A 26544-nucleotide genomic window follows, 5' to 3' on the forward strand; every position below is an offset into this window, starting at 1 on the left:
AGGTATGACGATGTTTGTATTGTTATCTGGAACAACGTGCAGCGGCAAAACAGCCATTGCTGACGCGCTGACCGAGAAATATGGGTTTAATCGTATTGTTACCACAACATCACGGCCGAAACGGGAAGGTGAGGTTGATGGTTTGCACTACCACTTTATTACTCAAACAGAGTTTGATGCACTAAAAAAGGCTGATCAGTTCCTTGAGACAAATAAACATGGTAATTATGAATATGGCGTAACGATTGATAATTTCAAAACCTTGCCAGATGATCGAAATGCCATAATTATTGTCGACCCAAATGGATATAAGAAGATTAAGCGTTATCTGAAAGCAAATGAAATTAAATATCTTGGGGTTTTTGTCGACGCTGATATTAAAAGCCGTCTACAACGTTTAATTGTTCGAGCAGATCAGAAACTTGCGGAACGTTTAGAGGTCATGATTCAGGTCGAATCTCATTGGATAAACGAAATCAACCAGTACGATATGTTGATTCAGAATGATGAAACAATTGAAGATGCCTTAGAGCCGATTTTAGATCATGTGCGCCGTGCAGGACATTTAGATAAAATAGCCTAAGCATTTTGATGAACAATTAAAATTTCCTAAAATAGAATGCTCCGATAATTTCAATAATTTCGGAGTTTTTTTATGCTACTAAAATCTGTTCCTGGTGTTTTGCCTGCACTTAAAAATAGCGATTTGGCAACTACGAAATTATGGACCACTCACATTGAAAGAATTACAAATTATCAATTAAACGCCGTAATTGCTAAATTCAAGTTTAAAAATGAAGAAAGTCAAATTGATAAGGAAATTGAATACGCGGTTAGTCAGATTAATGACGCTATTTATAACCGCCAAATCAACTCGGTAAAAATTGCCCGATTTAAATCAAAAAAAGATCATTCCATTACGGTGAGCAACCTAATTGCTGGTTTATTGAAGCTGAAGGAAGTTGAAAGAAAGGCTGTGTTGTTCTCATTAGAATCAGGATTAAGCCTTGATGAAGTGACAAACTTAGAAGTTAGACAAGCCAATGTGGCGGCTAGAAACTCAAAACTAGCGAGAGAAATTATTAAAAATTGCCCTGTGAGTATCAAAACAAACTATTTATTTTGGGAATCAAATGAGGAAAAGGAGCATGAAAAGCTCAAAAATTTAGAGCAAGCTGTGTTTGAAGCCTTTGGTTTTGACTTCAAACTGCTTGCCCTAAAATACGAGAATATTATTTACGACGAATGGTTTGAATTTCTTGGTCAGACGTCGTAATTGTCGCCGAGTTTTTTGATTCGACGAGCCGTATATTCTTCTAAAGCTTCATTGAGCATGGTTGTAAAAGTGGTCTTGTTAGAACCCATGCCAATGGAGCTGATAGATTTAAGCCAGTTCAAACGAAGGTACATTTCTTGGCTAATATTGTTGTTAAAAGGACGTTGAATTAATTTCAAGTCTTCAGGAGCAATATTAATGCCCTGACGCCAAGGCGCTTCACGGTCCTTTTTCTCTTTAGGTTTGCTTAATCCTGATAGCTCATCAAGCTTTTCAAAATCTACAGGTTTTTCATTAGCTTCTGGCGTTGCTGTTGCAGTTTGTACTGGAGCACTCTTGGTAAAATCAGAAGCATTTGAATTTTCAGCTTGTACTTTTGCAGCTTTGCCTAATGATAATCCACCACGTCCACTCATTTGAACAACTCCTCAGCCAATGCATTTACTTCTTCTGCTGCCTTAGAGGCACCAATATTTAACTCAATAACACCAAGACCCATGCCATAAGCTCTTGAATATGCAATACGGTCGTAATTTACTGAATCGAGAACTTTTGCAAAATCTTCAACTTCTTTAAACGCATTACGCGCATCGTCTAAAGCTGTGATACGTGCATTTGTCGGGACTTGAGTGATATAGATGTAGACATGAAGTGGATCGAGGTCCCTTTCATTTACACGGATATTATTTGCTTCTTCAATTAATTCCAAAATTTCCCCAGTTGATTCTACGTCAGCTTGGTTAGGGCGAGTTGGAATAAGAATGGCATCGGAGCAAAGCAGCGCTTCACGGAAGCCAGAAGAGTCATAACCACCGCAATCGAGAATTACGTTGGGTGTTTCACTTTCAATTTTTGGAATGACTTTGTCAATTTCAGGTTGACCAAACAAATGATAAGTTTTGATTGAGCCGGTCTTTTCTAAGAAAGTTTGGGCTTGACGATAAATCCCCCATTTAACCGAATTTTTATTGGCGTCAAGGTCGACAAGAGCTACATCTTGTTTTTCATTATTGGCAATCCATGCAGCCAAATTGGTAGCCGTAGTTGTTTTGCCGACGCCACCTTTTGAATTGGCGATCAATAATTTCATTAAATCCTCAACATAAACGTTGGCGAAAATCGTAGTGTAATAGTAAATGCGCTAGATAACAATGTATAAACTTGTATTCATTGATATGTAGAAATCTATATAGAAATCTATATAGATTATTAATTTAAAAATCAGATTGTATTTAACCAAAACAAAATGTTTATTAGTTCTAATTGCTTACATATAAATTCATAGGCTTAAAATGCAGAATCAAATCAGACAATTAGAAGATGGAACTTTTGAAATAGGTACTTGGATTCAGAATGCAAATGGTGAAGTTGTGTTCTTTGATGCTACGAGTGCGAAAACTTTAGAAGAAGCAAACAAGATTGCTGATGAGTTGGATGATCAGGAATTTAAATTAGCCAAGAGCGAAATTGATATGCTTGGCGGCATTCAAGGTGCAAATAAGGTTCTGGAGCTCATGAATGAAAACGAAGCCGTTGCCGTTGAATTTGATAAAAACCGCTTTGATATTAATGAATTAAAATTCTACAACCAAAAAGATTTTGAGCAGCGAATGGATGATTACCTAGATAATGGTGAGACTGCAACTATCTATATGCAGACTTTGAAATCCAAAGCCTGCTGCACAAAACTAGATTTTTGAAATTTTAATTTAACTTTTCAGCAACTTGGCGGAGCAATTCCGGATCCGATGCAAAATATTTTTGCGTGGTCAGGATTGAGCTATGCCCCATCAATTGTTGAATTGAATAAATATCACCGCCCTTTCTTATTAGCCTTGTGGCAAAGGAACGTCGACCGGAATGGCTGGTTGCTTGAATACCAGCCTTCTTATAACAGTTATTAATCATGGTCACCATGCTATTTGGTGAGAATGGACCGCCCTTCTGCGATAAAAATAAAGGTGCGTCTGGATCCTTTGGTCTTTCTTTTGTTATGTATTCTTCTACCAGTGATCTAGCGATTGGATTGACCAGGAATACCTCTCGGTAGCGGTTGCCTTTAGTAATATTACCGAGCAATCGAATAATATCCTTCAGCTTACCCTTCTTCACATCGTAAACATCGCCGACCTTTAACATTGATAATTCTTTAGCGCGAAGCCCAAGGAAGTGTGAGAAATACAAAACACATTTGTTCCGTAATGCATTTACGCCCGTTTGAGTGGCCAAAGTAATCTCAAGATCATCTTCTGACACATATGGGGCTTTTCCAGTTGTTGTTCTTGCCATAAATCGACCAAATAATTTTTTATTACATTTTTCCAAAAACGGAAAGGATATAAAAACAGTCTACCACATGTCGAAAAATAAAAAATGTAATAAAAGATACATTTTATTATATTTTTTGGGGGTGCAAAAAGGCAGGGCGTCATATCCTGTCGTATACGTACTTTTCTATTAAGAGTGGTATTTCAAAGTTTGATTTAAATTGGTAATCTATACCAATCTTGATTTTGTAACGTTTTCAAGTTTAGGAGGAGCTATGAAAGAAAAATTTAAAAACAGTAATTTAAAGGGTATGAATAGCAAAAAGCCCGAACTTGATCGGGCAGTAAGAATAAAAACAGATTAGCTGGCTTTAAGTGTTTCTAGGAAAGCATCAAAGGCTTCTTTCTGTCTTGGGTTATTGAAAAACTCAAAATTATGGCCAGCGTTTGCTTCGCGAATTTGTTTAATTAAATTCGATTCTGCATCAGTAATAAGAGGTTGCTCAATCATGGCTTCCATTTCTTCAAGCAGATGAGGCATGTATTCCTCTAGGCAGCGCATGAAGAGGTCTTTAGCATCGATTTTTAAAGCATCGGCCATAGCGCGCACACGTTCAAGAGGTAATTTGCTTTTACCGCGAACAATGAAGCTAACCATGTTTTGATTGATACCCATGATCTCTGCCAATTGCGACTGATTCAGATCCGATGCATTTAGTTGAGCGTCGAGATATTGGGCGACAGTTAGTTTGCGTTTGGTGTTAGTAGCTGCTGATTTCATAGTAACGTTTTCCTTAGAATATTCTTAATAGATATAAAGTCATAATGTCGGAATGTATCCTCGATACAACATTATAGACTTAAAATATTTGCGGTTTAGGTAAATTATATCAGTAAGTGCTGATTTACCCAAGTTCAAGAAAAGTACAGATTTGTATAGGATTGGATAACATGACATCGGTCACAATTAACGGAAAAATTTAGTAAGTAAGCATTGATTAATATTTTCTTATTTTTGGGTTAAACTAATGGTCAGACTATAGGTGAGTAGATGCTCATTTTAAGTACAGGCAATTTGTTAGCTGATGCAGACAATCATACTATAATGACAACGTATCGACTGATACCAAGAGGAAGTATAAGCCTCATTCAAGCCAATTATTTGTCAAAAAAGTATGATAGTTAGAGTATAGGAGTAAAAAATGTCGAAAAGTGTTGAAGTTATTACACCTGAAACCGTAGCAGATTTCTTGGCAGAGCAGGGTTCTGAACTGATCTTTGAGGGCAATCAAATTAATGTAATTAAAGGAAAAAATGAGGAATGCGGTGATTTTCTTGTGATTAACAATGCACTTGGCGAAAATTTGTTTATTAAACTTAGCTATATAGTCTTATGAGTCTACCTAAATAATTAAAAATCCCTCACTTGACCCTTCTCTGTGGTTAGTGTCCAAGGTTTGATGCTGACCACGGTCAAAATAAACCCTCTATTAAAACTCAAAATCTCCCCAATTTCACTCTTTATTTTTCAATAAATATTTTTATAATGCTTTTTAATATTAGTAAGCACTTATTAATATACTGTCAAGTCTGTATATAGACCTCCAATAATGATTTTTTTAGATTGAGAATTTTCAATGAATGAGCGCATACATATTTTAAGACAAGCAATTGTCGTCGTTACCCAAGCACTGACTAACTCTGATATTGCAGTAACGCAAGAAGGTATTGAGGCAGGTGTGCATAAGGATCCAAAGACAGGCAAACCTGTGCGAATTAACCTTCCATATCTTCCGGACAATTCACCAGATTCGCTGATTGATGCGGTTCAAGGTTTTCTTGATCAAGAGGTAGCGAAGTATCTTTTTACCGATTTTTCTCTCAAGCTAAAAGGATCTGAAGAGGTAAAGACTTTAACTTCATTGTTAGAAGAAGCGCGTGTAGAACGTTGCATGGCTGAAAAATATCGCGGTTCAAATATCAATATGAAAAATGCGAGCCAATTTTTCATTGATGAATTGATTGACGATAAATACCAAAAACTTGTAAAGGAAAAAGCTTCTGATGAAGAAATTACGCAACATTTAATGTTGCCAATGTTACGTGCGTTAAGTGGTCAGGAAGTCTTTGAACATTACTTAAAAGACAAAATGAAGCATATTAAACCTGTGTGGGACATGCTTACTCCTTTTAAGCCAGAGATTGAAAAATTAAAGTCCACAAAAGACACAATGGATTTGGCTCAGCGTATCTATAAGGTACTGAAAGATGAGCCTGAATTGCCAGAACTCCCTGACAGCGAGCATGATGAAGATAGCGACAGCTTACCAGAGCCAAAATCGCCAGGTAAAAGCGCTGGTGTAGGCAATAGCGAAGATGAGAATGAAGAAGATGATGATGAAGGTGGTTCTCTAGGTGGAGCTGTTGGTGCCGATGAGGGCGAAGATGAAGAAGGCGAAGGCGGTAGTGGTGGAAAAGCTAAACAACGGCCTAATGCAGTTAAGCATTCACTAGAAAGTGACGATAAGAAGAGTGCCCCTCCTCGTAGTGAATTTGTGGCCGCAATTCTGGACTCGTTAAAAGACACCGAAAACAACTACAGTGAGCAACTAAGCAAGAAGATTGCACAACGCACAGCAGCGGACGTTAAAAAATCTAAATACGCAGTATTTACCAATGAAGGTGATGTCATTGAACCGCTTGAAGTTCCTAAACTTCATTACGATGACAAGATGTTTAAACGTCTTGAAGACAAGGTAGCTTCAATGGTTGGTCCTATGCAGAAAGATATGGAGCGGGCAATTCAGGCACGAAGTAAATCTGTATGGGAAAATGGATTAAAACAAGGAAAATTAAACAGTTCATCTTTAGCACGACTGGCTTCAACTGGTGATTGTCGAATTTTTCGTAAGCGCGTTGAATCAAAAACCAAAGACGTTGCTGTGAGCTTGGTCGTCGATATGTCAGGTTCAATGTGCGGTTCTAAAATCCATACTGCCGCTGCTGCGAGTTACGCACTATCAAACGTTCTGGATCGTCTCAAGATTCCTCATGAAGTGATCTGCTTTACTACTCATACAGACTCAGCCACTTACCACAAGCGTTTAAAGCAAATTCGTGAAGCAGAAAAAAAATATGGCGTTAGTTATTCACGCTATGAAAACCTTTATATGCCTGTCATTAAAGGCTACAACGAGCGCATTAATACTGAAACAAAACGTCGATTTGGATGGCTTCCTCACTCAGGTTTAATGGCGAGTAACATTGATGGCGAATGTGTAGAAATTGCTGCACGTCGTCTAATGGGTCGTAAGGAAGCAGGTAAAATTATGATGGTGCTATCTGATGGCTCACCTGCGGGTGGAGGTAACAGTCGAGATCTGGAATATCATTTAAAAGAAGTGGTGAAGAAAATCGAGAAGAGCAAGGTAGACGTCATTGGTATTGGAATTGAAGATGATTCTGTTCGTAGATTCTATGACAAACATGTGGTGATTCATGACGTTGAGCAATTACCTAGCCTTGTAATCTCGCGTTTACGCAGTATGTTGTTAGCTTAGAATTTGGGTGGAGATTGCATCATTTGGGTATTATAAAATATTAGTAAGCACTTACTTTATTTTTATGATGCAATCTTATAAACTTTCAATATCAGTTAGTGATACTTTTTCATAAATTATCGAATCCGTTTTTGGAGCTTATAAATGTCTAACGATCCTATTATCTGTGAAATCTGTGGTGGAAAAACTCACGTAATTGCTAAGCATTTAAAAGAAAAACATCCTGAAACTACGTATGAAGAGTACAAGAAACAGTATCCAGATAGCCCTTTATTGTCGCCTTTAGCGCAGAAAAAGATGCAAGAACAGGCTGAACTGAAAAGAGCTAAAGAAGCAGAGTTAGCAAAGGCGCAACAAGAAAAAGCAACAGATACTTCAACATCTAAGGAAGAAACAACAGTGTCTACTAATAACCACAATGTAAAGTTAGCGCTTACTAATATTGAGGCAAAACCAAACGATATTGTGGTGTCTAAACCATTTCATGAAATCTTTGATCTGAAAGGTAAAAGCGCGCTTAGTGGTTCAGGTAAACCGATTCCAATCTCATGCATTGAGAACTCTGCCTTCCCGGAAATGATTCCAGAAATTAATGATACGTATGTATGGAACGTGAACGAGCTGAAGGATGTCATGATTGCATTGGAGCTAAACATCAACCCTTACGTGTGGGGACACAAAGGTGCTGGTAAATCAGAAATGTTTGACCAGATCGCAGCTCGAACTGGCCGTCCTCTTGTTCGTATTCAGCACACTTCAAATACAGAAGAATCTCACATTGTAGGTATGTGGACGGTTAAAAATGGTGAAACCATCTTTGAGCTTGGGCCATTAGCTTTAGCGATGAAGCATGGCTGGATGTATTTGGCTGACGAATATGATTTCGCGCAACCAAACGTTTTATCTGTATATCAAGCTGTACTAGAAGGTAAACCTTTATATATCAAAGAAGCAGATGCAGCTAACCGTGTCATCAAACCACATCCAAACTTCCGTTTTGCTGCAACAGGTAACACGAACGGTTCAGGTGATGAAACTGGTCTTTATCAGGGTACTAACTTACAGAACTCAGCGAACTACGACCGTTTTGGCTCAGTGATCTATAAGAGCTACATGAAGAAAGAAGATGAGTCCTTGATTATCCAGAAACGTGTAGGTTTATGCGCAGAGGATGCTGACAAGTTAGTGGATTATGCAAACTTGGTACGCGAGCAATATGCAAACTCTAAGATCAGCGACACCATCTCACCACGTTCATTAATCAACGCAGCAATGATTGGCTTGCGTCGTAACGATTACAAGCACGGTCTCAAATTGGCGTTTACTAACAAGCTCACTCAAGTCGATCAGCAAGTTGCGGAAGACTTGGCTCAACGAGTGTTCGGTTAATTCGGACACTTTTGGGGGTGGGCTATGGTAAGAAATCAAGATCAGCTTTTCAGAGATCATGACAAGCTTCTTCGTCATTTGGCACACCGGAATATTAGCCGACTTACCTCAGTCGGCTATTGCATTGACGTTGAAGAGCTGTATGCCATTTTCTGTGAAGTTTTCGTGGTATCGATTCAGACTTGGGATGAAAGCAAAGGCAAATTAACGACTTATTTAACTACTGCTTGCCTCAACATGGTATCGAGATTACTGAAAAAATACCATTTGGGCGATAACAGAACGGAATACGAGTCCGACATTTTGCATCGTATGGGTGATGGTGAAGATGACTGTGATTATGACGTTTTTGTTGATCACCAGAGCCAAAATATTTTAGGCCCATATGAGTTGATACAGACTCTTACAGAAGAAATGCAGCAGCTTTCACCGTTCGCAAAAATTTTACTCAAATTCACCTTAAATCCGCCTGATTTCATTGAAAGAGAGTTGTTGGCACAAGAAGCCAAATATCAGCTTTCCCTCAATACGCCTGAGAAAAATGAATCGCGGGGACCAAGACGTCGCAAATTGAATCTAAGTTTTGTGGCTAATTGCATCATGAAAACAGCCGAAACAAACAAAGAAAAACGATTCATTCGTGACGCTGTGAAAGAAGTTGAAGAAGCCGTTACGCGAGTTGCTATCTAAATCATTTCAACACTTTAAAAGCGTATATAGCGCAAAAGAGAGCGTTTTAAATGAAATCAAACGAAAACGAAAGAATAGATTTTATTGAAGCAAAGGCTTTTGGTTGTTTTGGTTCAATCTCATGTTTTTCGCGTGATAGCGAATATTGCCAACGATGCCCGGCATTTGAGGCTTGTGAGCAGAAATCATATGAAACGCTTAACGCGATCAAGCAGGTTGTTAATGTAAACGATTTACTCAAACAGCATGAAAAAGCTCGGATGGCGCAAGAAGCTAAACGCAGAGCCTTACGTGAAGAAATGAATGCAGCCAAAAGTCTTTCTTCGGGTGGGATCCAACCAAAGAAACCGACTCTCGTTGAACGAGCAACCAAGGTAGAGAAAGTCTTTTTTGAGCCTACACCGGAACAGCAGGAATTAATCGTGAAGCTGCCTGTAAAAGCTCAATCGTTTGCATTGACCTTAGTTAAGAGCGGTTTAGTGACCGAGATTAAGGATGGATTGGCCAAAAACGAAAATGCCATGAAAGGAAAAACTCCAGTTTGGCTCAGTCTTGCCGTCGAAAAGCTTCTTTTGGGTGGATATACGCGCAGTGAACTAAAAAAAGCGTTTATGGAAGAACTCAACTGGAAAGAAAACACTGCACAAAGCCATGTGTCGTTAGCTTTTGTTCTTTTGACCTGTTTTGGGATTGCGAAAGAAGAGTCTTCCAAATTGTTAATTTCCAAATGATTTTTAATTTAATAGCTGTAAGAGATTAGTTGTATAGGATTCTCTATGTTAAACCACGCAATGTCAGTGCAATCTGACTTTTCGATAGGAAAATCATTATTAACGGTAGACAAAATTGTCGAAGCTGCAAAAGGCTTAGGCTATTCATCGGTCGCAATCGTTGATGACATGTCCTTACATGCATTGGTAGATTTTTCGAACAAAGCCACCAAAGCCAATATCAAGCCGGTGTTTGGTTGTCGTTTGCGTGTATATGACGATTCTAAATATCGTAAGCCCCCTGCCTCATCTGGTATTGCTGAAAAACGCAACTTGATGTTCTGCCCTAAAGTCTACGTAAAAAGCGAAAAAGGCATTAAAGGCTTATTCAAACTTCTTACAGACGCAAACTCTAAAGAGCAATATTACTACCACAGCCGTACTGATCTGGATGCTCTATGCAAATTGGAAGATGTGGTCGTAACGACTGGTGATATGTACGGTCTGTTTAGTCACCCTGATCACGAAAGAATCTTAAAAGTATTAAAAGCGAGATTTGGTGATGATTTATATATTGAATTTAGTCCGATCAATACGCCATTGTTCGACCGCTTAAACTACTTAGGCTATTTGGCGTATGAACGCGAAAAAATTAAAACCGTTGTCACTTATCCTTTTAACTATCTTGAGAATGAAGATGCGGACACTTTGGATGTATTGAGCGCTATCGCAACCAATACCCAACTTGATTTGCACTATCGTCCTATTCAATACGTAAAAGATTTTGGTTTTAAAGAGCCAAAATTCATTTTAGACCATACAAAAGCTGCTATTCAGCGTATGGCTAAATATGAGCGCGTCAATTCAGCGGAAGCTTGGAAAGAAGGTCTAAAGAATATTTCTGAGCTGGTGGACAAATGCCAATATATTTTTGAGAAGCAGCCAGTTTCCCTACCTAAGCTAAGCACTGACGAATTTAAAACACTATGCGCGAAATGCTTGGAAGGCTGGAAGAAACGCTTTTCTAAAGAGATTCTTGGATATAAGCCAACGAAAGCTGAATTAGATACAGTATATAAATCTCGCTTAGGCTATGAGCTTTCAATATTAAAAAAGATGGGCTTTGAGTCCTACTTCCTGCTCGTTGAAGACTTGGTGATGTGGTCTAAAAACAACGGCGTGATTGTAGGCCCTGGGCGAGGTTCTGTTGGAGGTTCATTAGTCGCTTATCTGCTTGGGATCACGGACGTTGATCCTATACGTTTTGGATTGATCTTCGAACGTTTCATCAATCCTGAACGTCTTGACTTGCCTGATGCCGATCTGGACTTCGCTTCAAGCGGTCGCTACAAGGTGATTGATTACCTTGTTGAAAAATATGGTGAAGATTATGTCGCTGGTATCTCGAACTATTCAACACTAGCTTCAGCCTCAGCCCTACGTGATACAGGTCGTATCAGCGGTTTGAACAACATGCAATTAAGTGCGACCAAGCTTGTGCTTAAAGAACATGGAACGTCACTTGACCTGAATACTTCTGCGGACGCTGTGCCTGAGCTAGACAAGTTCCGCAATGAACATCCTGTTATCTGGAAGCATGCAACTAAGCTTGCAGGCACAATGAAATCGTTTGGCCAACATGCGGCAGGTATTGTTGTTGCAGGCGAACCTATCGTTAATCGAGCCGTGCTCGAGACTAGAGGAAAGTCACCAGTCGTCAATTGGGACAAGCGTGTAGTTGAGGATTGGGGCTTGATCAAGATGGACTTGCTCGGTCTTGCCACCTTAGATGTATTAAACATTGCATGTGACTATGTAAAAGAGCGACATGGTATTGAATTGGATCTATTAAAGATTCCACTTGATGATGAAAAAACCATGCAAGCTTTGGGTCGCGGTGAAACTGTAGGTGTGTTTCAGCTAGAAAGTAGCGGCATGCAACAACTATTGAAGAATATCTCAAACGGTGGCGCTGTAACCTTTGATGACATTTGTGCTGTTACCGCTTTGTATAGACCGGGCCCTATGGATTCAGGCATGTTGGATGACTATGTGGACTTACGAAAAGGATTAAAAGAAGTCACCTACGCACATGAAGTCCTTGAACCTGTTCTGTCTGACACTTATGGCGTTGTTGTGTATCAAGAGCAAACGATGGCGCTTGCTCGTAAGTTGGCAGGGTTCTCAATGGCTGAATCAGATCACCTCAGAAAAGCGATTGGTAAAAAAGACCTTAAGAAAATGGCTGAATTGAAACCGAAGTTTATTGATGGTGCTAAAGCGGGGTTTGTAGAGGTTGAACTTGAAGATGGCACAAAGTTAAAAGTGCATCGAATGGAGAAGTTCAAATGCACTGATGGCGTGATGAGAACGGTAGAAGAAGCATTCGCTGAAAGCGCTGAAATTCAATACTTTTATTCATAAAATCAATCACTTATATTAATCAAATTGAATTAAAAACAGGTTGTTTAAATGGAAAACTGGAAAGCAATTAAGAACTACGAAGGCTTGTATGAAGTTTCAGACTTAGGGCGTGTGCGGTCGCTTGACCGCATGGTCGCTGTTCCTCATGGTGGTCAACGTCTAGCAAAAGGGCAAGTGTTAAAACCTAAACAACATCGTGATGGCTACCTGTGTGTATTTTTAAGTAAGAAACAGAAGCAAATTTGTCCAATGATTCACAAGTTGGTGCTTGAAGCATTTGTCGGAGAAAGACCAAGTGGAATGCAAGCGTGTCACGGTAATGGAGATAAGACAGACAACAGATTGGTTAATTTACGATGGGATACCGTTAAGGCAAATCATAGAGACAAGAAAAAACATGGAACTACAGCTCGCGGAACCAAAGTAAACACAAACAAACTTAAACCTGAGCAGGTAGTGGCAATTCGCGAGAAGCGGAACAATGGTGTGACATTACAAGCGCTCGCGGAAGAATATGGCATTTCTAACAATGCCGTCAGTCACATTGTTTTGGGTAAGAACTGGCAATGGGTTGGTGGACCAATCCAAGAAAGAATTTTCAAAGATCGAGGCGCTAACCAATGAAAATTAAATCATTAAATATTTTGAATGATGGTTTAGAAGAATCAGTTGCCGAGCGTATTTGGGAACAAACAGAAGCAAACGCCAACTACCAATTTAACAAGTCGCATTCTGTGGAGTATTCAATCATTTCGGTTTGGTGCGCATATATTCGCGTTCATTACCCTGCTGAATACTTTGCCGCAAGTCTTAGCGTGGTTGATACAGAAGATAAGCTCACTGGACTTGTGAAAGATGCGCGTGAATGCGGCATTGAGATTCTTCCTCCTGATATTAATTATTCAGCCGATCGTTATAAGATTAAATCCAATACTGAAATCTTGGCGCCTTTCAATGCAGTCAAAGGTATTTCAGAAACGATTGCCAAAGCGATTGTGAAATTGAGAGAGAAGAATCGGGCTTGGAAAGTCGTTCGCTACAAGAAGTCGAGAAAGACAGGTGAAACCACACCGGTCTATGGTCCTGATGGTTCAGTTCCACCAAAAAAACGTTTTGATAGCTTTGACGAGTTCGAGAAAGCAGCATCTCAACCAAACTCGAAAGTGAATAAAACAATCGTTGAAAATCTCAGAGCAATTGGGGCGTTTGCAAGCATTGAACCTAGTGAGCCTTCAGCGAAAGACCTCTCACGACGAAAGGACCAAATGAGGCTATTACCAGGATTAATTATTGATTCTGTAAAAGCAGATAGATACACAGATACCTCAGAGCCATTCCTGCGAGCTTCGTTGGTCGAGCATATGCGCGATTGCAAGCAATGTAACGGTTGCGACCTTGCTGGACAGGTTCATCCTGATATTCGTTTGGGTAAAAAGATACGATTTATGGTTGTTTCGGACTGTCCAACTTGGGAGGAAGAAAAGAAAGGAAAACTACTCGAAGGCGAATCTGCTCAATATGTCAAAGCTGCAATTAAAGAAAATGAATTAGCTGTTGCGGACGGTTATTACACAACGCTCGTCAAAGCCAAAAAACAAGACAAGTTCTTAACGACAGGTCAAATCAATGGATGTAGTCCTCATTTGGCCAAAGAAATCGAGCTTCTTAAACCGCCAGTCATTGTTGCCCTTGGAAGTCAGTCAATTCGCTACTTATTACCTGACGTTAAGGTATCCCCTAGCGATCTCGTAGGCATGACTTTCTACAACCCTAAATTAGACGCAACCATTGTTTGCGGACTTAACCCACAGCAATGCCATTTTGACCCTACAAAGCTGGAAGGACTTGTAAAAGCATTCAAGGAGGTTGCTGACATTATTTCTTAATTTCTTAATCAGTTGGATGTTTATGCTCTGCGTTTACATCCAAATGCAACTTATTACGCTAAATAAACTTTTTAAGAGAGTAATTAAACATGTCAAAAATTGAAACTGTTGATAACTTCGACGACGAAACGCTAAACGAGTTGTTTGCAGAACTGGACGAACAAAACCTTTTGATTGAAGAGGAAGAGCAAAAGAAAAAGGCTAAGACTGAAACTGTAAGCGCGGACGATATTCAATTGGATGAAGAGCTGCTGGAAGACGAAGAATTGCTTGCCGCTGAACTTGAAGCATCCATTGAGGGAGCCGCGCAGGTAACACCCGAAGAGATTCAGGAGCAGATCAATCAACAGCAGCGAGAGGCACAGCTTGATGCAGAACAGGAACTAGATCTGCAAGAAGCGTTTGAGCCTAAAGTGCCAGAAGCCACACCGCACGAAATCGTTAATGATTCAGTATCAGTTGAGGACATGCTGAAGGAAGTGGAAGCAGAGCAAACCCCAATGCCACAACCGGAAGAACGCCCTATCCTCCCGCCGGTCGAAGAATCGGTGGACACAGTATGCGAAGAGCTGCCAAATGATGTGGAACTTCAATCGAAGGACATTCCGAACTTTGAGCCTAAACAGTCTGATAAACAGGTTAAATCTGAAAAAGAAATTGAGCGCTTCGTCTCATTGAAATATGCCCCTGATGTAGAAGCATTCAACAGGGACATTCAATTTACAGACGCCACGCTTGATGTAGCAATGAGAACTCAAGCATCGCTTGCGGCGTATCAGAATGAGCGTGCAGCGCGTGCTGTAGCGCAGGCAGCAAAGGTCAAGTTGAAGTTTGAAAGTCTTGAAGCCCTGCTCTATGAGGCTTATCGCAAACACTTCTTGGCTAACGGTGAGAAGGTCACCGAAAAGGCGGTAGAAAACGCCGTCCGTAAAGATTCCCGCTGGATTAAAGCCAAGGAGCTGTATATCGAAGCGGAAATGTATGCCGATATTCATAAAGGATTCGTCTATGCGTTACGCGACCGTAACGACATGCTGATTCAACGGGGTGCCTATAGCCGTCAGGAACGTCAGGGCCAGCTCCGCATGAATGAATATCAGGAACAGCATATCCAGACCTTTAGCCAAGGTAGAGAAGCCGCTCAACATGCCATGAAAAAAAATCGAAATCTTTCTTAATTCCTGAAATTATTAGTAAGCGCTTACTATAATGAAATGCACTCAAAATTTTTCTAGTTCTAAGTAATTAGGCATTTTGAGTGCAAAGCATGAACTTCTAGCAATTGAGCATTTAAACCTTTTGACAGTAGGACATTAAGCAATGAACGTAGCAAAACTTTTAGCAAACGCAAAGAAGAACAAAGACGCCCTCAAAAGCCGTGAATCTACCATCAAACCAAAGCCGGGTAAAAACAATTACGTTTTACTGGGAGACTGGAACCAAGAACGTAACGAAGAGTTCTACAAACCCTTCTCACAGCACTTCATTAAGGATTATTCAAAAGTCACGGACGGAAAGCCAGAAACGACCGTTCATGTATGTATGTCTAAAACTTTTGATGAAGACTGTCCTATCTGCGATGCCATTGCAGAAGCAGGTCGTTTAATTGGTGCCAATGCAACTGACGAACAGATCAAAACATTGGAAGACGCGAAAGCATCAACTGTGTATTTGCTCAATGTTCTTGAAGTTGATGATTCAGGCAAGCATGACGGTCAGCCTAAAGCTCTTCAAGTCGGCAAATTAACACTTAGCTCAATTCTGGACATGATGGACGATTGGGGTGAAGCAATTTTTGTGGATCATCAAGTTGTTACCATCAACCGTGAAGGTACAGGTCTTAATACGAAATACAACGTATTACCGGGTTCCAAAAAGGTTCACGTTGATCCAGAAGTTTTCAAACGTATGATTGACCTTGACGATTATGTCAAACAAGCAAACGAAGAGAGAAAACGCCTTGCGTTGGGTGCAATTAGACGCGCTGCTGGACTTTATGCCCCTGCAGAGCCGACACACGTCCCTGCTGAACGAACCATTGGCACATCATCAGCCTTGGCTAGTGATGTGACAGATGTTTCATACAAAGATGTCACCACCTCATCTTTGGATGTAACTGAAATTGATTTGGGTGATGAATTGGAAGCGCTCTTAGATGATGCGCACCAAGAAGCAAGCTAATCCTAATCAATGACTTGAAAGAAAGCCGCTATAGCTGCGGCTTTCTTTTTGGGGAGATTAACGTGGAAAATCTAATTATTCTCGTTGACGCCAATTCAATCGGTTACGCAGCGCAGCACGCTATCAAGCTCTATTCAGGCTCAATGCAGACTCAGGCGGTGTTTAGCTTTATCAAGACAATGCGCGAGTTAAGACAACGCTATCCGCATGCAGGCATGGTTGTTTTATGGGACGGTCGTGCTGAATGGCGTTTTGAGCGTGAACCTTCATACAAGAGCAATCGCAAATCTGATCCAAGAATGCAACAAGAGCATGACGCTTACAAAGCGCAGTGCCCTTTTATTAAACGTGCTTTAAAAGCGTTGGGCATTAAGCAAATGACTAGCGCGATACATGAAGCAGATGATCTTGCTGGCATTCTTGTACAACGTTTCGCAAGCGATCCCAACAATCGTATTTTATTGATTACCGGTGACCGTGACTGGTTACAGCTAGTTAAGCCAAACGTTTCGTGGCGTGACCCTCGTGATGAAAGCCGTTTCATTCATTGGGCTAATTTTTATGAGAAAACAGGCTTCAAATCACCTGTGGCATTTCTTCAAGGCAAAGCATTACAAGGCGATTCTTCGGACTGCATCAGCGGTGTTGGGGGAATTGGTGAAGCGACCGCAATCAAGATTCTTGCTGAATACGGTTCAGTAAATGAGTTCTGGAAACTATGCGACGCTGGATTAAAGCCACCTTCAAAAGCTTTGCGATCACTTTATGCAGGCAATTCCCCATACACAAAAGAGGAATGGGAAAGCCAATTCATCTATGTGGAAGACAGCTCACTAACGGATGAGCAAAACGAAAAGGCGCGAAATAAAGCGCTGAAAGCACACATGGATGCATATGTAGGTCAAGGGCGCAGACTGTTCTTGAGAAACCTAGAACTTATGCAATTGCTACGTCCTGCCCCTCTTCAAAAAGAACACCTCGAAATCATCCAAGGCGAAATCAATCCGGATGACTTTACCGAGTTATGCGGCGAGTTAGCTTTTGGCTCGATTCTCAAAAACGTACCGAATTTCATGAAACCTTTTTATAACGGACAATGATTATGGAACCAAATTTATCTGCATTAGCTGACGACTTAGAAAAATTAATTGGCGACAACGAAGAAACGCAAACAGTGACTAACTGGCTTGATACTGGCGATCCAGAGTTAAACTTTGCGATTTCTGGACGCTATGACGGCGGTATTCCTTATGGTCGCATTGTTGAAATGTATGGTCCACCGTCATCAGGTAAAACCGCAGAGGCGACTGACTTAATGATTCGCGCCCAAGAAGCTGGCGGTATTGCCATGTTCTTTGACTGGGAACGTTCCTTTGATATTAACCTTGCGAAGAATCTAGGCTTAAAGACGGAGCGTCCATTCTGGATTTATAAAAAGCCTGAAACTTGGGAAGAAGGCAATGTTTTAGCAATGCGTGCAGTTGAGTTGATCCGCAATTCAGCAACAATTCCAGACGATGCGCCAATCATTTGCGTGTTTGACTCGGTTGCATCGGCAATTCCTCAATCTGTTTACTATGACAATAAGGGCAAAAAGCGTGAAATCGACACATTCAATATGAGCGATAACACCGCTCTGGCTCGTGCTTCCAGTACGTCATTGAAAGTAATTGCTCAGACGGCTGAAAAGTACAATGCAACGTTCTTATATTTGAACCAACAGCGTACGAAAATTGGAGTGATGTTCGGTGATCCAACCTGTCTGAGAGCGGAAGTTCAGGTGCCATTCGTCGATGGTACGTCCGCAACCATGAAGCAAATTGTTGATGGCAAAATCAGCAAGGAAGTATGGTCTTGGAATGAAGTATCGGGTCAGCTTGAGCCAAAACGCATCATCGGTTGGCACAACAATGGCTCAATCAAAGGAACTGACAAAGAGTGGTATCACATCCGCGCTGTATGTCCTGAAACGCGCAATGGCATGGTTGCGGTATCGGGCACAAATGATCACAAAGTCCAAGTGAAAGACAAAGGTTGGATTAATTTTAGCGACGTTCGTGTAGGCGACTATGTGATTACTCGCACCAAACGCACCTTTGCAGGAACAGCGCTTGAGTTCTTAAAGGGGTTGATCGGTTTTGACAGTCACATGGCGCGCGTGTCGTCGCAACGTCAGACAGCCGCACTGATCATTCAGGACAATGAAAACCCTGAATACGCACAGTGGAAGGTTGATCTGCTGTCACGCCACCTAAACTTCGTCAAGCGCGAAATCACTATTAGCAAGGGCAATAAAGGGCATCGCTACGAGTCCTGTTACACCCATGAGTTGATGAAGTTTTACGACTTGTGCCGCTGTCCTCACACACTGTTCAAAGATGGCTGGACACCTATGCAATTAGCCATTGCAGTGATGGACGATGGTAATTACAAGGAGAGCAGCAAGACACTGAACCTGTCCTTTAAGCGACTGCGTGGCTGTGAGGATGAATTAGACGCAATCGGTCAATCGCTGTATCAATCATTTGGCTTAACTTATGATATTCGTTACGGTCAGGGTCGTATTGACTTTGATGTAAAAGGTACTGCCAAGATCGCTGAATTGATCGCTCAGTACGTGCCAGACTGTATGCAGTACAAGTTACCGATTGAGTATCGCGGACGCTATGTAGCGCTCGAATTAGACGCTCCTGTTGATGAATCAGTTGTGCATTATGCAGAAGTGACAGAAATGCGCTTGGGAAGTAAAAATAAAGGCTCGGTAATGTATGACATTACCGTTGAGGATAATCACAACTTCTTGGCAGGCAATACGCACAACGGTTTCTTGGTGCATAACTGCACACCAGGCGGTTCTTCTTTTGAATATTACGCATCAGTACGAATTGCTCTTGGCCGTACCAAGTTAATGGAAACGGTCAACGGTAAAAAGCAGTTTGTGGGGCAGGATATTGCAACTAAAATTGTGAAAACCAAACTCACAAAACCGTTCCAAGAAACCACTATGCGTATGTGGTTTGACAAGAATGGCGTAGCGTTCTTTGACCGCCACTACAACTTAGTTGAGTTCTTAAAAGCTAAAGGCATTTTGAAACAGTCGGGCGCTTACATTGAATGGACTGACGGTAAGAAATATCACCTGAAATCGCTTTGCGACAAACTGAAAGCAGATCCAACCGGATTGCAGCAGCTCCGCGCATTAATCCCTAAGATTTCACCAAGCGCTGATGACATTGAGGTCACACCGTTGATGAGCAATGAAGATGAAATGGAAGCTTTGTACAGTGACGATGCGTGTTAGTAATTGCCGCAATTAACTGATTAACAGCTAACAAATACGCCTCTATACTTTTGGTTCAACCTATAAGTATAGAGGCAGTTAGCCATCATGAAACATGAATATGCATTAGATTTCGCACCACCTTTTGTGGGATTAGATAACGAACTTTATAACACCTTCAGATTGGGTACTTCATGGTCCAAACGGTTGGCCAAAGGCGATGAAGTTTATATCCAATCATCAAAAGATAAACTGATATTCAGCAAAGCATGTGTAGAGGATGTGATTGTCGGTCAAATTGGAGAGCTGATGCTACTCCACGCACACAACAATCATAACGAGTTAGGGCAAGACGACGGACGCAGCGCAGAGCGTTTATACAAGACCATGCAAAAGATGTATGGACCGCAAGTCCTCAACTCACCACGTAAAAAAGCGACTGTTATTTATTTGAGGAAAATTGAATGAGTTCCAAAAATATATTTAAACTAAATTCACTCCTTCCGGGTAAATACCAAGAGAACCCTCTTTTTAAAGATAAAACCATTGAGCAAATTCTGGAGGAAAACCACCCTACCGCTATCATTGAATTAATACGTTTTCGAGATAATACAATCAAGAATAGAATTAAATGTGGTTTAGCTACAGATCAAGCTGTAAATGCATTTCATAAAGAAGTGCATATGTGTCTTGATCTGTACATCTATACAAATTACGACTCCTTAAAGAGATATTACATTCGATTCAAAAAAGACCGCTTAAAACTCGAATTACATGAATATAACGCTAAAAAGAAACAAGAAGATCGTGAAAAGAAAATGGCTGTAGAGATTGAACGTAGATTGGCTCAAGAAAAGGAACTGCAAGAACAGCTTCGTATTCAGGAACGACAAAAATTCTATGGGGATGTGCTGGGGTCTTGGTAATGGTCATTGAACGTCAACCGCATACAGTGAATGGCAAAAGAATTGGTACGTTTTACAGCGTCGATGGCAAATACGTGATGTATTTGCTTTTGGCGCGTGGTGAGAAGACGAAACTGCTGGATATAAAAAACAGTTCTTGGCGAATGCCCTCTATGGCTCTAATGGAAGCAAAGCGCAGAGGCTGTAAATATATTGGCGTTACACATCGGATGGGCAAGAAGTTTTTATATTACATAGCCAGATCCGCAGACTGGTACGGTGAACATTCCGCTCCTTCTAGCTTTAGAGGGGAATTTCAACGGACGCTTCGCACTGAAGCCTTCCTTTTCAATTCAACCCACACTACAAAATATATTGCAAAATCAATCAAAATTCGCTAAAAATCCTATTGATTATTAGTAAGCCCTTACTTATTTATCTACAATTGACGTACAGTATCTTTAAGTATCTACTTCTTTGGAGCTACTATGCGTCAATTGTCTAAAAACAAGGTTATTAATAAATTAGCGAACGAACTCATAGATCAATACGGCTGGACATTAAGACCAAAGCGTAATAGTCCCCATAACGTAATAGTAGATCCGAATACACATTACTCATACCCAATACCACACTCCCCTTCATGCTGGAGAGCGGAGAAAAACTGGGTGGCTGGCATTCGTAAAATCATGCGTGGGGTTCGTCCGTAATTATTAATAAGCGCTTATTATTAAAGGTATCTTATGAGCAATTTTCCATACGCTGTCATATCCGACACACATAACCACAACTGGTCCGCATTTAGCGAAACAACACCAGAAAATGTAAACAGTCGCCTTCAAATCATTCTGAATGAAACGATGCGAGCGGCAGAAGAAGTCAAGGCAATGGGTGGAACGCACCTGTATCACACTGGAGATTTATTCCATGTGCGCGGTTCAATTAGTCCTTCAGTATTAAATCCCACTATTGCCACTTACAAGGTAATTCAACAACTGCTGGGAATCAAAGTTCGCATTCTTGCAGGCAACCACGATTTAGAGTTTCGCGAAGCCAACCGTAATGGTTCGGCTGTTACAGCTTTAGAAGGCATTGGCTGCGAAATTATCAACGAGACGTCTTTGTTTTTAGATGAACGCGTTGCCATGATTCCGTGGTTCCAAGATGTCAACGAACTAAAAAGTGAAATTGAAAGAGTAAAACTTCAAATCAACTCTATGCCTTCTCGTTCACCATTACGAACAATTGAAACCGTAAGCGATTGGACCTTAATGATTCACGCACCTGTAGATGGTGTAATTGCTGGCATTCCGTCGCATGGTTTAAGTGCCACATGGTTAGGTTCACAAGGCTTTAAACGAGTATTTGCAGGTCACTACCATCATCACAAAGATTTTGGCAACGGCGTTTACTCAGTTGGGGCGCTTACGCACAACAGTTGGTCGGATGTTAATTCCGATGCCGGTTTTCTACTGGTGAACGATTCAAAGGTTACTTGGCGATGCTCTCATGCTCCGCAATTTGTCGAGATTGATGGAAGCATGAGCGAAGTCGATATGGCACTCAAGGCTTCTGGTAACTACGTTCGCTGTACGGTCAATTCAAGCGCAAAGCAATCTGACATTGAAACAATCCGTCAATTTCTCATGGATAACAATGCAAAAGGCGTTGTGATTCTGTCCCAAAAGAAAATCGTAGAAGTTGAACGCGAGGAAGTGAGTTCGATCAAGGCAGGTGCTTCTCTCGAAGTGTCCATCAATGATTTCGTGAACAAAATGGGTATTGGGAGCAAGGCAGACGACCTTTCCAAATTATGTCTCTCAATCTTAGAAAAGGCACGCATGGAGGTCGTTGAATAATGAAAATTCTAAAAGCCACTTTCCAGAATTTCTTAACCCTTTCAGAAGCTTGTTTGGAGCTTGATGATCGCGGTTTATTGTTAATTACAGGCAAGAATGATGACGATACATCAGCAAATTCAAATGGCGCTGGTAAATCATCACTGGTCGACGGTATCTGCTGGGCGTTATACGGTACGACGGCGCGTGATGTTACAGGGGATGACGTTGTAAATGAAACAGCCAAAAAAGACTGCTGTGTATCTTTACAGATCGAAGATGATGGCAAGCTTTACAACATTACTCGTTATCGCAAAAGCAAAAAATTCAAGAATGCATTAATTGTCTCAAGCGTTGATAAAGCTGGCGTTGAAACCAACCTGACCAAAGGGACCGACAAGGAAACTCAGCTTCTCGTGAATGCCATTGTCGGATGCTCAGCAGACGTATTCACATCAGCCGTCTATGCAGGGCAAGAACGAATGCCTGACCTTCCATCGATGACAGATAAGACCTTAAAAATGTTAATCGAGGAAGCTGCTGGGATTGAAGTGCTAGAAGCAGCTCATGCCATTGCTCGAAAAAACTTGAACGAAGCCAAGCTTGAGCATAGCGAAGCGCTGCATAAGGTTAGTTTGATTGACGCTCACATTGCCAATGTTGAGGCATCTCTGCTTACGGTCGAGAAACAGTCTTTAGATTTTGAAATTACCAAAAAAGACCGAGCCAAAGAGCATCTTAAACTTTGCTTACCGCATCTTGCGACCATTCGTGAATGTGAGGCTCAGCTCGACCTAGAATCCCCTGCCAAAGAAATTGAACAAATCAACGAGCAAATTGAACAGTTAAAGGAAATCCAGAAACAGCACACAGCCAAAAGCCTTGAGCTTCGCAAAATTTACGTGGACTTCAATGCACGCGTCCATTTGGCCAAAGTCGAAAAACAGAACATCGAAAAGTTAAAAGCTGAAATTGCTAACTCTCAATCACTAGTGGGAACGCCGTGCAATGAATGTGGCAAGCAATATTGTGCAGAAGATTTGCATGACGCCATTCAGGCCCGCGAAACACTGGTTAAAAGCAAAATTAAACAAAACAATGAAATCATCCTGAAAGCTAGGGAGATTGATGAACAAAGGAAAAATCTTGAGGCTGAGATTTCAGAGCTTGAGGATCAGTTAAAGCAGTTACCGACTCTTCAAGCGAAACTGGAAAAACTAAAACAGGATGCACAAGCCCAGTCATTAGCGGAAGAACGCAAGAAAATCGCAGAAGAGGCTGTGGCGCGCATCAAGGCGGAATCTCGCGAGAAGCTTAATGAAGTCAGTCCATTTGTCGCTCAGTTAAAAGACTTGAATGACAAAAAGGTTAAATACCTTAAAGCCAGAGAAGACAAGCAGAAAGCCGCAGATTCAGCACTTGAGAAAGTTGAGCTTGCAAATATGGCGGTGAATATTTTCGGTCCTGCTGGTGTACGCGCTCACATTCTCGATACCGTCACTCCATTCCTGAATAGCCGCACATCCGAATACTTGGGCGCATTGTCTGACGGCAACATTCATGCAACTTGGTCAACGCTATCTGCTACGGCCAAAGGTGAGCTGAAGGAGAAATTCAGCATCACGGTTGCAAATGATTCAGGCGGTTCTTCATTCAAGAAATTATCAGGCGGAGAAAAACGTAAGGTTCGTCTGGCTACAGCTCTTGCCCTTCAAGATTTAGTGATGAGCCGTGCAACCAAGCCAATCAATCTATGGATTGCCGATGAAATTGATTATGCGCTCGATGAAAGTGGATTAGAACGACTTATGGTCGTGCTGGACAGAAAGGCTCGTGAGCGCGGAACAGTGCTGATCATTTCTCATCAGAGCGGGTTAAAGGACTGGGTAGATTTGGTCATCGAAGTGACCAAGAAAGAAGGTACTTCAACGGTTTCAGGAGACAACCTCAAGGCAGCATAAGGCATAAAGCGCTAGAAGCTACAAATACGTAGTTTTTAGCGCCTTTTCATAGTCAAACGTACATTTGAGTCATTTAATTCAAGAGGCGCAACATGACGCAAAAAGATGAGCAATTAGATGCATTCGAGCAAATGCTTGAGAGTGAATTTTCAGATGAAGATTTGCAAATGCTGGAAGATTCCATCGAAGAAGAAATCAGACAAGACGCTTTGCTGAAGGAGGAAATGGAAGGCGAGATTTTTGTCGTCCTCAACGAGTTTGCTGAACAAGCCGAACATTACATCAAAGAGATTTATGACAAGGTAAAAATTACACGCGAAATCGACTCTACGGGCAACAGACACAGTAATTTCATGCATTACATTTCTGATGCCCTATCAGCAGAGACGGATCCATATAACCTGATTTTTTCAGTTCCTCGACCGATGATCTTTGACGGTGAGCGCGTCCTTAATTCGCACAGCGCTTATATCAAAGATCATGTGCCCATGACGGCAATAGGCGGGGAAAATATGCTGTTGTGGGATTTACGGGTCAATGCCGACAACAATGCGTTAATCATCAGATTTTTAGCTGAACCAAATGTATATGCGCCAACAGCTACCGTGCAACTCGATTTAACGGATAGGAACATTACCCATCATTTTTTAGACCCGCTACCGCAAACACAATCAAATAATTCAGCCAACGTTCAGCGTGCAGTCTTGGAATTCCTAGTCCGGTTCTTTTCCTATCGAGAAACCGAAGATGATTACATCCTAGATTCGGAAGATTACCAGGAACTAATTCTGCGGAAGATTGATACGGACTCCAATGATCTCGTCAATGCCATCGTGTCAATTAACCTGATCATGGACAAATACGCCGAGATAAAACGCAGAGAGGAATTTAAAAGAGCGTATGCAAACCGTGGTATTGAATCATGGTAAGCCGCAACTTGGGTGACATGGGTAATTCCGTCACTAACGAATATATAAATATCTTTAACCGAGAATATTTTAATTATTTATTTAATTAATTTATTCGAAAACGTCGGAACATATCAGACTTGGGAGTTTGTATGAAAATTAAAGCCATCGGAATCGATCCATCTTTAAGAAACTTCGGATTAGTCGTTGCTGAAATCGACATTTCAAACGATGACTATCCTTTCGAAATTAAGGACATGATGTTGGCCCAAACCGAAAGCAGCAAGGAAACCAAAAAGACTGTACGTAAGAACTCGGATGATCTAAGACGTGCCAAAATCCTGCATGACGGCATGATGCATATGATCAACAAACATAAGGTGACATTTGCTTTCGTAGAGATACCAACTGGATCACAAACCGCAAGAGCCATGTCTTCTTATGGAATTTGCATCGGTATTTTGTCAGCTTGTCCAGTGCCGATGATTCAATTAACCCCGTTTGAAGTAAAACTCGCCGGTACGGGCATTAAAACAGCCACCAAGCACGAAATGATTGAAGCTGCCTTTACAGAACATCCAGAAGCCAAGTGGCTAATGCACAAGCGAAATGGGGAAATGGTATTGAAAGAAAGTAATGAGCATTTGGCTGACGCGACATTTGCGATCAAGGCTGGCATTAATACCGATGAATTTAGATTTTCTGCTGGCATGATGCGGAATGCATTTTTAGCTACTCGTGCAGAAAAAATTTAAATTTTGCATTTAATTATTAGTAAGCGCTTACTATAATTGCATGAGTAAGCGCTTATGATCTTTCGAGGTTCACATGAGCAAAGATTTTTCTAGTTTAGAGGGGATGGCGAGAGCTACGAAGGAAGCAATGCAGGGCATAAACTGGAACAAGGTTGCTGAACATGCTCGCCGAATTAATACCGAAATACAGCGTGAACAATTCAAAGACTCATCGCGCGAAGATATTTTGCTAACTATCAGAAAAGCCGCAGAGAAAGCGAGGATAGAAGCAGAGATCAACAAGGTGGCTGACGCAATGAAGAAGCGTGTAATCAATAAGTTTTATGCAAATGAATACACTGATCACTCAGACATTGCGAAAAAACCACAAGCAAAGCAAGACACGAATTTAGAACCAAAAGAAGAGAAATCTTCTAAACCAAAAACCCCACTAAACGGCATCGTTGAGTGGTAATTCACTAACTAAGGAAACGATATGAACGTAACCAAGCGAAATGGCGCGACAGAACCTTTT

Annotated in this window: 27 protein-coding genes; 23 read left to right on the forward strand and 4 right to left on the reverse strand. The window is 41.1% G+C overall.

Going from position 1 to position 26544, the window contains the following annotated elements; all coding sequences use genetic code 11:
• Window positions 1-10 precede the first annotated feature (10 nt).
• Complete coding sequence (locus tag G9371_RS14505) at window positions 11-583, forward strand: guanylate kinase (protein WP_000497826.1); 573 nt, start codon at window positions 11-13, stop codon at window positions 581-583.
• A gap of 72 nt (window positions 584-655) precedes the next feature.
• Complete coding sequence (locus tag G9371_RS14510; RefSeq protein WP_000925127.1) at window positions 656-1276, forward strand: hypothetical protein; 621 nt, start codon at window positions 656-658, stop codon at window positions 1274-1276.
• Here the strand turns inward: G9371_RS14510 and G9371_RS14515 are convergent.
• The gene (locus tag G9371_RS14515; RefSeq protein ID WP_000016664.1) at window positions 1264-1692 is read right to left on the reverse strand and encodes a hypothetical protein; all 429 of its coding nucleotides are present in this window, start codon (window positions 1690-1692) and stop codon (window positions 1264-1266) included. The genes G9371_RS14510 and G9371_RS14515 overlap by 13 nt on opposite strands.
• Window positions 1689-2366 carry an AAA family ATPase gene (locus G9371_RS14520; protein WP_000770709.1) on the reverse strand — a complete coding sequence of 226 codons (678 nt, stop codon included), beginning with the start codon at window positions 2364-2366 and terminating at the stop codon, window positions 1689-1691. The genes G9371_RS14515 and G9371_RS14520 overlap by 4 nt, the downstream gene beginning before the upstream one ends.
• A 202-nt stretch (window positions 2367-2568) precedes the next feature.
• Between G9371_RS14520 and G9371_RS14525 the strand changes: the two genes are divergently transcribed.
• Window positions 2569-2976: a hypothetical protein gene (locus G9371_RS14525; protein WP_001180910.1), complete on the forward strand. Its 408-nt coding sequence runs from the start codon at window positions 2569-2571 to the stop codon at window positions 2974-2976.
• Window positions 2977-2980: 4 nt separating this feature from the next.
• Here G9371_RS14525 and G9371_RS14530 read toward each other — a convergent pair whose 3' ends face one another.
• On the reverse strand, window positions 2981-3565 hold the full coding sequence (locus tag G9371_RS14530; protein ID WP_000124734.1) for a tyrosine-type recombinase/integrase: 585 nt from the start codon (window positions 3563-3565) through the stop codon (window positions 2981-2983).
• Between the two features lie 339 nt (window positions 3566-3904).
• Window positions 3905-4324, reverse strand: a complete 420-nt coding sequence (locus tag G9371_RS14535) for a helix-turn-helix domain-containing protein (protein WP_000833465.1) — start codon at window positions 4322-4324, stop codon at window positions 3905-3907.
• Between the two features lie 421 nt (window positions 4325-4745).
• Here G9371_RS14535 and G9371_RS14540 point away from each other — a divergent pair, with 421 nt between their 5' ends.
• The 20 genes from G9371_RS14540 to G9371_RS14635 all read left to right on the forward strand — a co-directional run bounded on the left by G9371_RS14540 (window position 4746) and on the right by G9371_RS14635 (window position 26484).
• Window positions 4746-4940: a hypothetical protein gene (locus tag G9371_RS14540; protein WP_000047261.1), complete on the forward strand. Its 195-nt coding sequence runs from the start codon at window positions 4746-4748 to the stop codon at window positions 4938-4940.
• 240 nt (window positions 4941-5180) lie between these two features.
• A complete protein-coding gene (locus tag G9371_RS14545; RefSeq protein WP_001005716.1) occupies window positions 5181-7103 on the forward strand; it encodes a cobaltochelatase CobT-related protein in 1923 nt (640 codons plus the stop codon).
• Between the two features lie 144 nt (window positions 7104-7247).
• Window positions 7248-8492: an AAA family ATPase gene (locus tag G9371_RS14550; protein ID WP_000063932.1), complete on the forward strand. Its 1245-nt coding sequence runs from the start codon at window positions 7248-7250 to the stop codon at window positions 8490-8492.
• 24 nt (window positions 8493-8516) lie between these two features.
• Window positions 8517-9182, forward strand: a complete 666-nt coding sequence (locus G9371_RS14555; RefSeq protein WP_029423762.1) for a sigma-70 family RNA polymerase sigma factor — start codon at window positions 8517-8519, stop codon at window positions 9180-9182.
• A 50-nt stretch (window positions 9183-9232) separates the two neighbouring features.
• Entirely contained in the window at window positions 9233-9913 is a 681-nt protein-coding gene (locus G9371_RS14560) for a hypothetical protein (protein WP_000840050.1), read from the forward strand.
• 45 nt (window positions 9914-9958) lie between these two features.
• The gene (gene dnaE, locus G9371_RS14565) at window positions 9959-12316 is read left to right on the forward strand and encodes a DNA polymerase III subunit alpha (protein WP_000931856.1); all 2358 of its coding nucleotides are present in this window, start codon (window positions 9959-9961) and stop codon (window positions 12314-12316) included.
• Window positions 12317-12364: 48 nt separating this feature from the next.
• On the forward strand, window positions 12365-12940 hold the full coding sequence (locus G9371_RS14570; protein ID WP_000432853.1) for an NUMOD4 domain-containing protein: 576 nt from the start codon (window positions 12365-12367) through the stop codon (window positions 12938-12940).
• Entirely contained in the window at window positions 12937-14202 is a 1266-nt protein-coding gene (locus G9371_RS14575) for a uracil-DNA glycosylase family protein (protein WP_000695256.1), read from the forward strand. The genes G9371_RS14570 and G9371_RS14575 overlap by 4 nt, the downstream gene beginning before the upstream one ends.
• An 89-nt stretch (window positions 14203-14291) precedes the next feature.
• Window positions 14292-15380, forward strand: coding sequence for a hypothetical protein (locus G9371_RS14580; protein WP_000034357.1), 1089 nt, complete (start codon window positions 14292-14294; stop codon window positions 15378-15380).
• A 142-nt stretch (window positions 15381-15522) separates the two neighbouring features.
• Window positions 15523-16383, forward strand: a complete 861-nt coding sequence (locus G9371_RS14585) for a hypothetical protein (RefSeq protein ID WP_001099771.1) — start codon at window positions 15523-15525, stop codon at window positions 16381-16383.
• Window positions 16384-16445: 62 nt separating this feature from the next.
• The gene (locus G9371_RS14590) at window positions 16446-17483 is read left to right on the forward strand and encodes a 5'-3' exonuclease H3TH domain-containing protein (protein ID WP_000429229.1); all 1038 of its coding nucleotides are present in this window, start codon (window positions 16446-16448) and stop codon (window positions 17481-17483) included.
• A 2-nt stretch (window positions 17484-17485) separates the two neighbouring features.
• Window positions 17486-19684: a recombinase RecA gene (locus tag G9371_RS14595; protein WP_000433629.1), complete on the forward strand. Its 2199-nt coding sequence runs from the start codon at window positions 17486-17488 to the stop codon at window positions 19682-19684.
• 87 nt (window positions 19685-19771) lie between these two features.
• Window positions 19772-20131 (forward strand): hypothetical protein, encoded by a 360-nt coding sequence (locus tag G9371_RS14600; protein ID WP_000680035.1) that lies wholly within the window; start codon window positions 19772-19774, stop codon window positions 20129-20131.
• Complete coding sequence (locus tag G9371_RS14605; protein WP_000095727.1) at window positions 20128-20589, forward strand: hypothetical protein; 462 nt, start codon at window positions 20128-20130, stop codon at window positions 20587-20589. Before G9371_RS14600 ends, G9371_RS14605 begins: the two co-directional genes overlap by 4 nt.
• Window positions 20589-20969 carry a hypothetical protein gene (locus G9371_RS14610; protein ID WP_000234226.1) on the forward strand — a complete coding sequence of 127 codons (381 nt, stop codon included), beginning with the start codon at window positions 20589-20591 and terminating at the stop codon, window positions 20967-20969. Before G9371_RS14605 ends, G9371_RS14610 begins: the two co-directional genes overlap by 1 nt.
• Window positions 20970-21311: 342 nt before the next feature.
• A complete protein-coding gene (locus G9371_RS14615; protein WP_002017393.1) occupies window positions 21312-22427 on the forward strand; it encodes a metallophosphoesterase in 1116 nt (371 codons plus the stop codon).
• A complete protein-coding gene (locus G9371_RS14620) occupies window positions 22427-24367 on the forward strand; it encodes an AAA family ATPase (protein ID WP_000698012.1) in 1941 nt (646 codons plus the stop codon). The genes G9371_RS14615 and G9371_RS14620 overlap by 1 nt, the downstream gene beginning before the upstream one ends.
• Window positions 24368-24459: 92 nt before the next feature.
• Window positions 24460-25296, forward strand: coding sequence for a hypothetical protein (locus tag G9371_RS14625; RefSeq protein ID WP_029423761.1), 837 nt, complete (start codon window positions 24460-24462; stop codon window positions 25294-25296).
• Between the two features lie 131 nt (window positions 25297-25427).
• Window positions 25428-26030 (forward strand): hypothetical protein, encoded by a 603-nt coding sequence (locus G9371_RS14630; protein ID WP_000692605.1) that lies wholly within the window; start codon window positions 25428-25430, stop codon window positions 26028-26030.
• A gap of 73 nt (window positions 26031-26103) precedes the next feature.
• Window positions 26104-26484 carry a hypothetical protein gene (locus G9371_RS14635; protein WP_000030999.1) on the forward strand — a complete coding sequence of 127 codons (381 nt, stop codon included), beginning with the start codon at window positions 26104-26106 and terminating at the stop codon, window positions 26482-26484.
• Window positions 26485-26544: the final 60 nt, after the last annotated feature.

It is taken from the genome of Acinetobacter sp. EKM10A (assembly GCF_011075215.1).
GTDB classification, from domain to species: domain Bacteria; phylum Pseudomonadota; class Gammaproteobacteria; order Pseudomonadales; family Moraxellaceae; genus Acinetobacter; species Acinetobacter baumannii.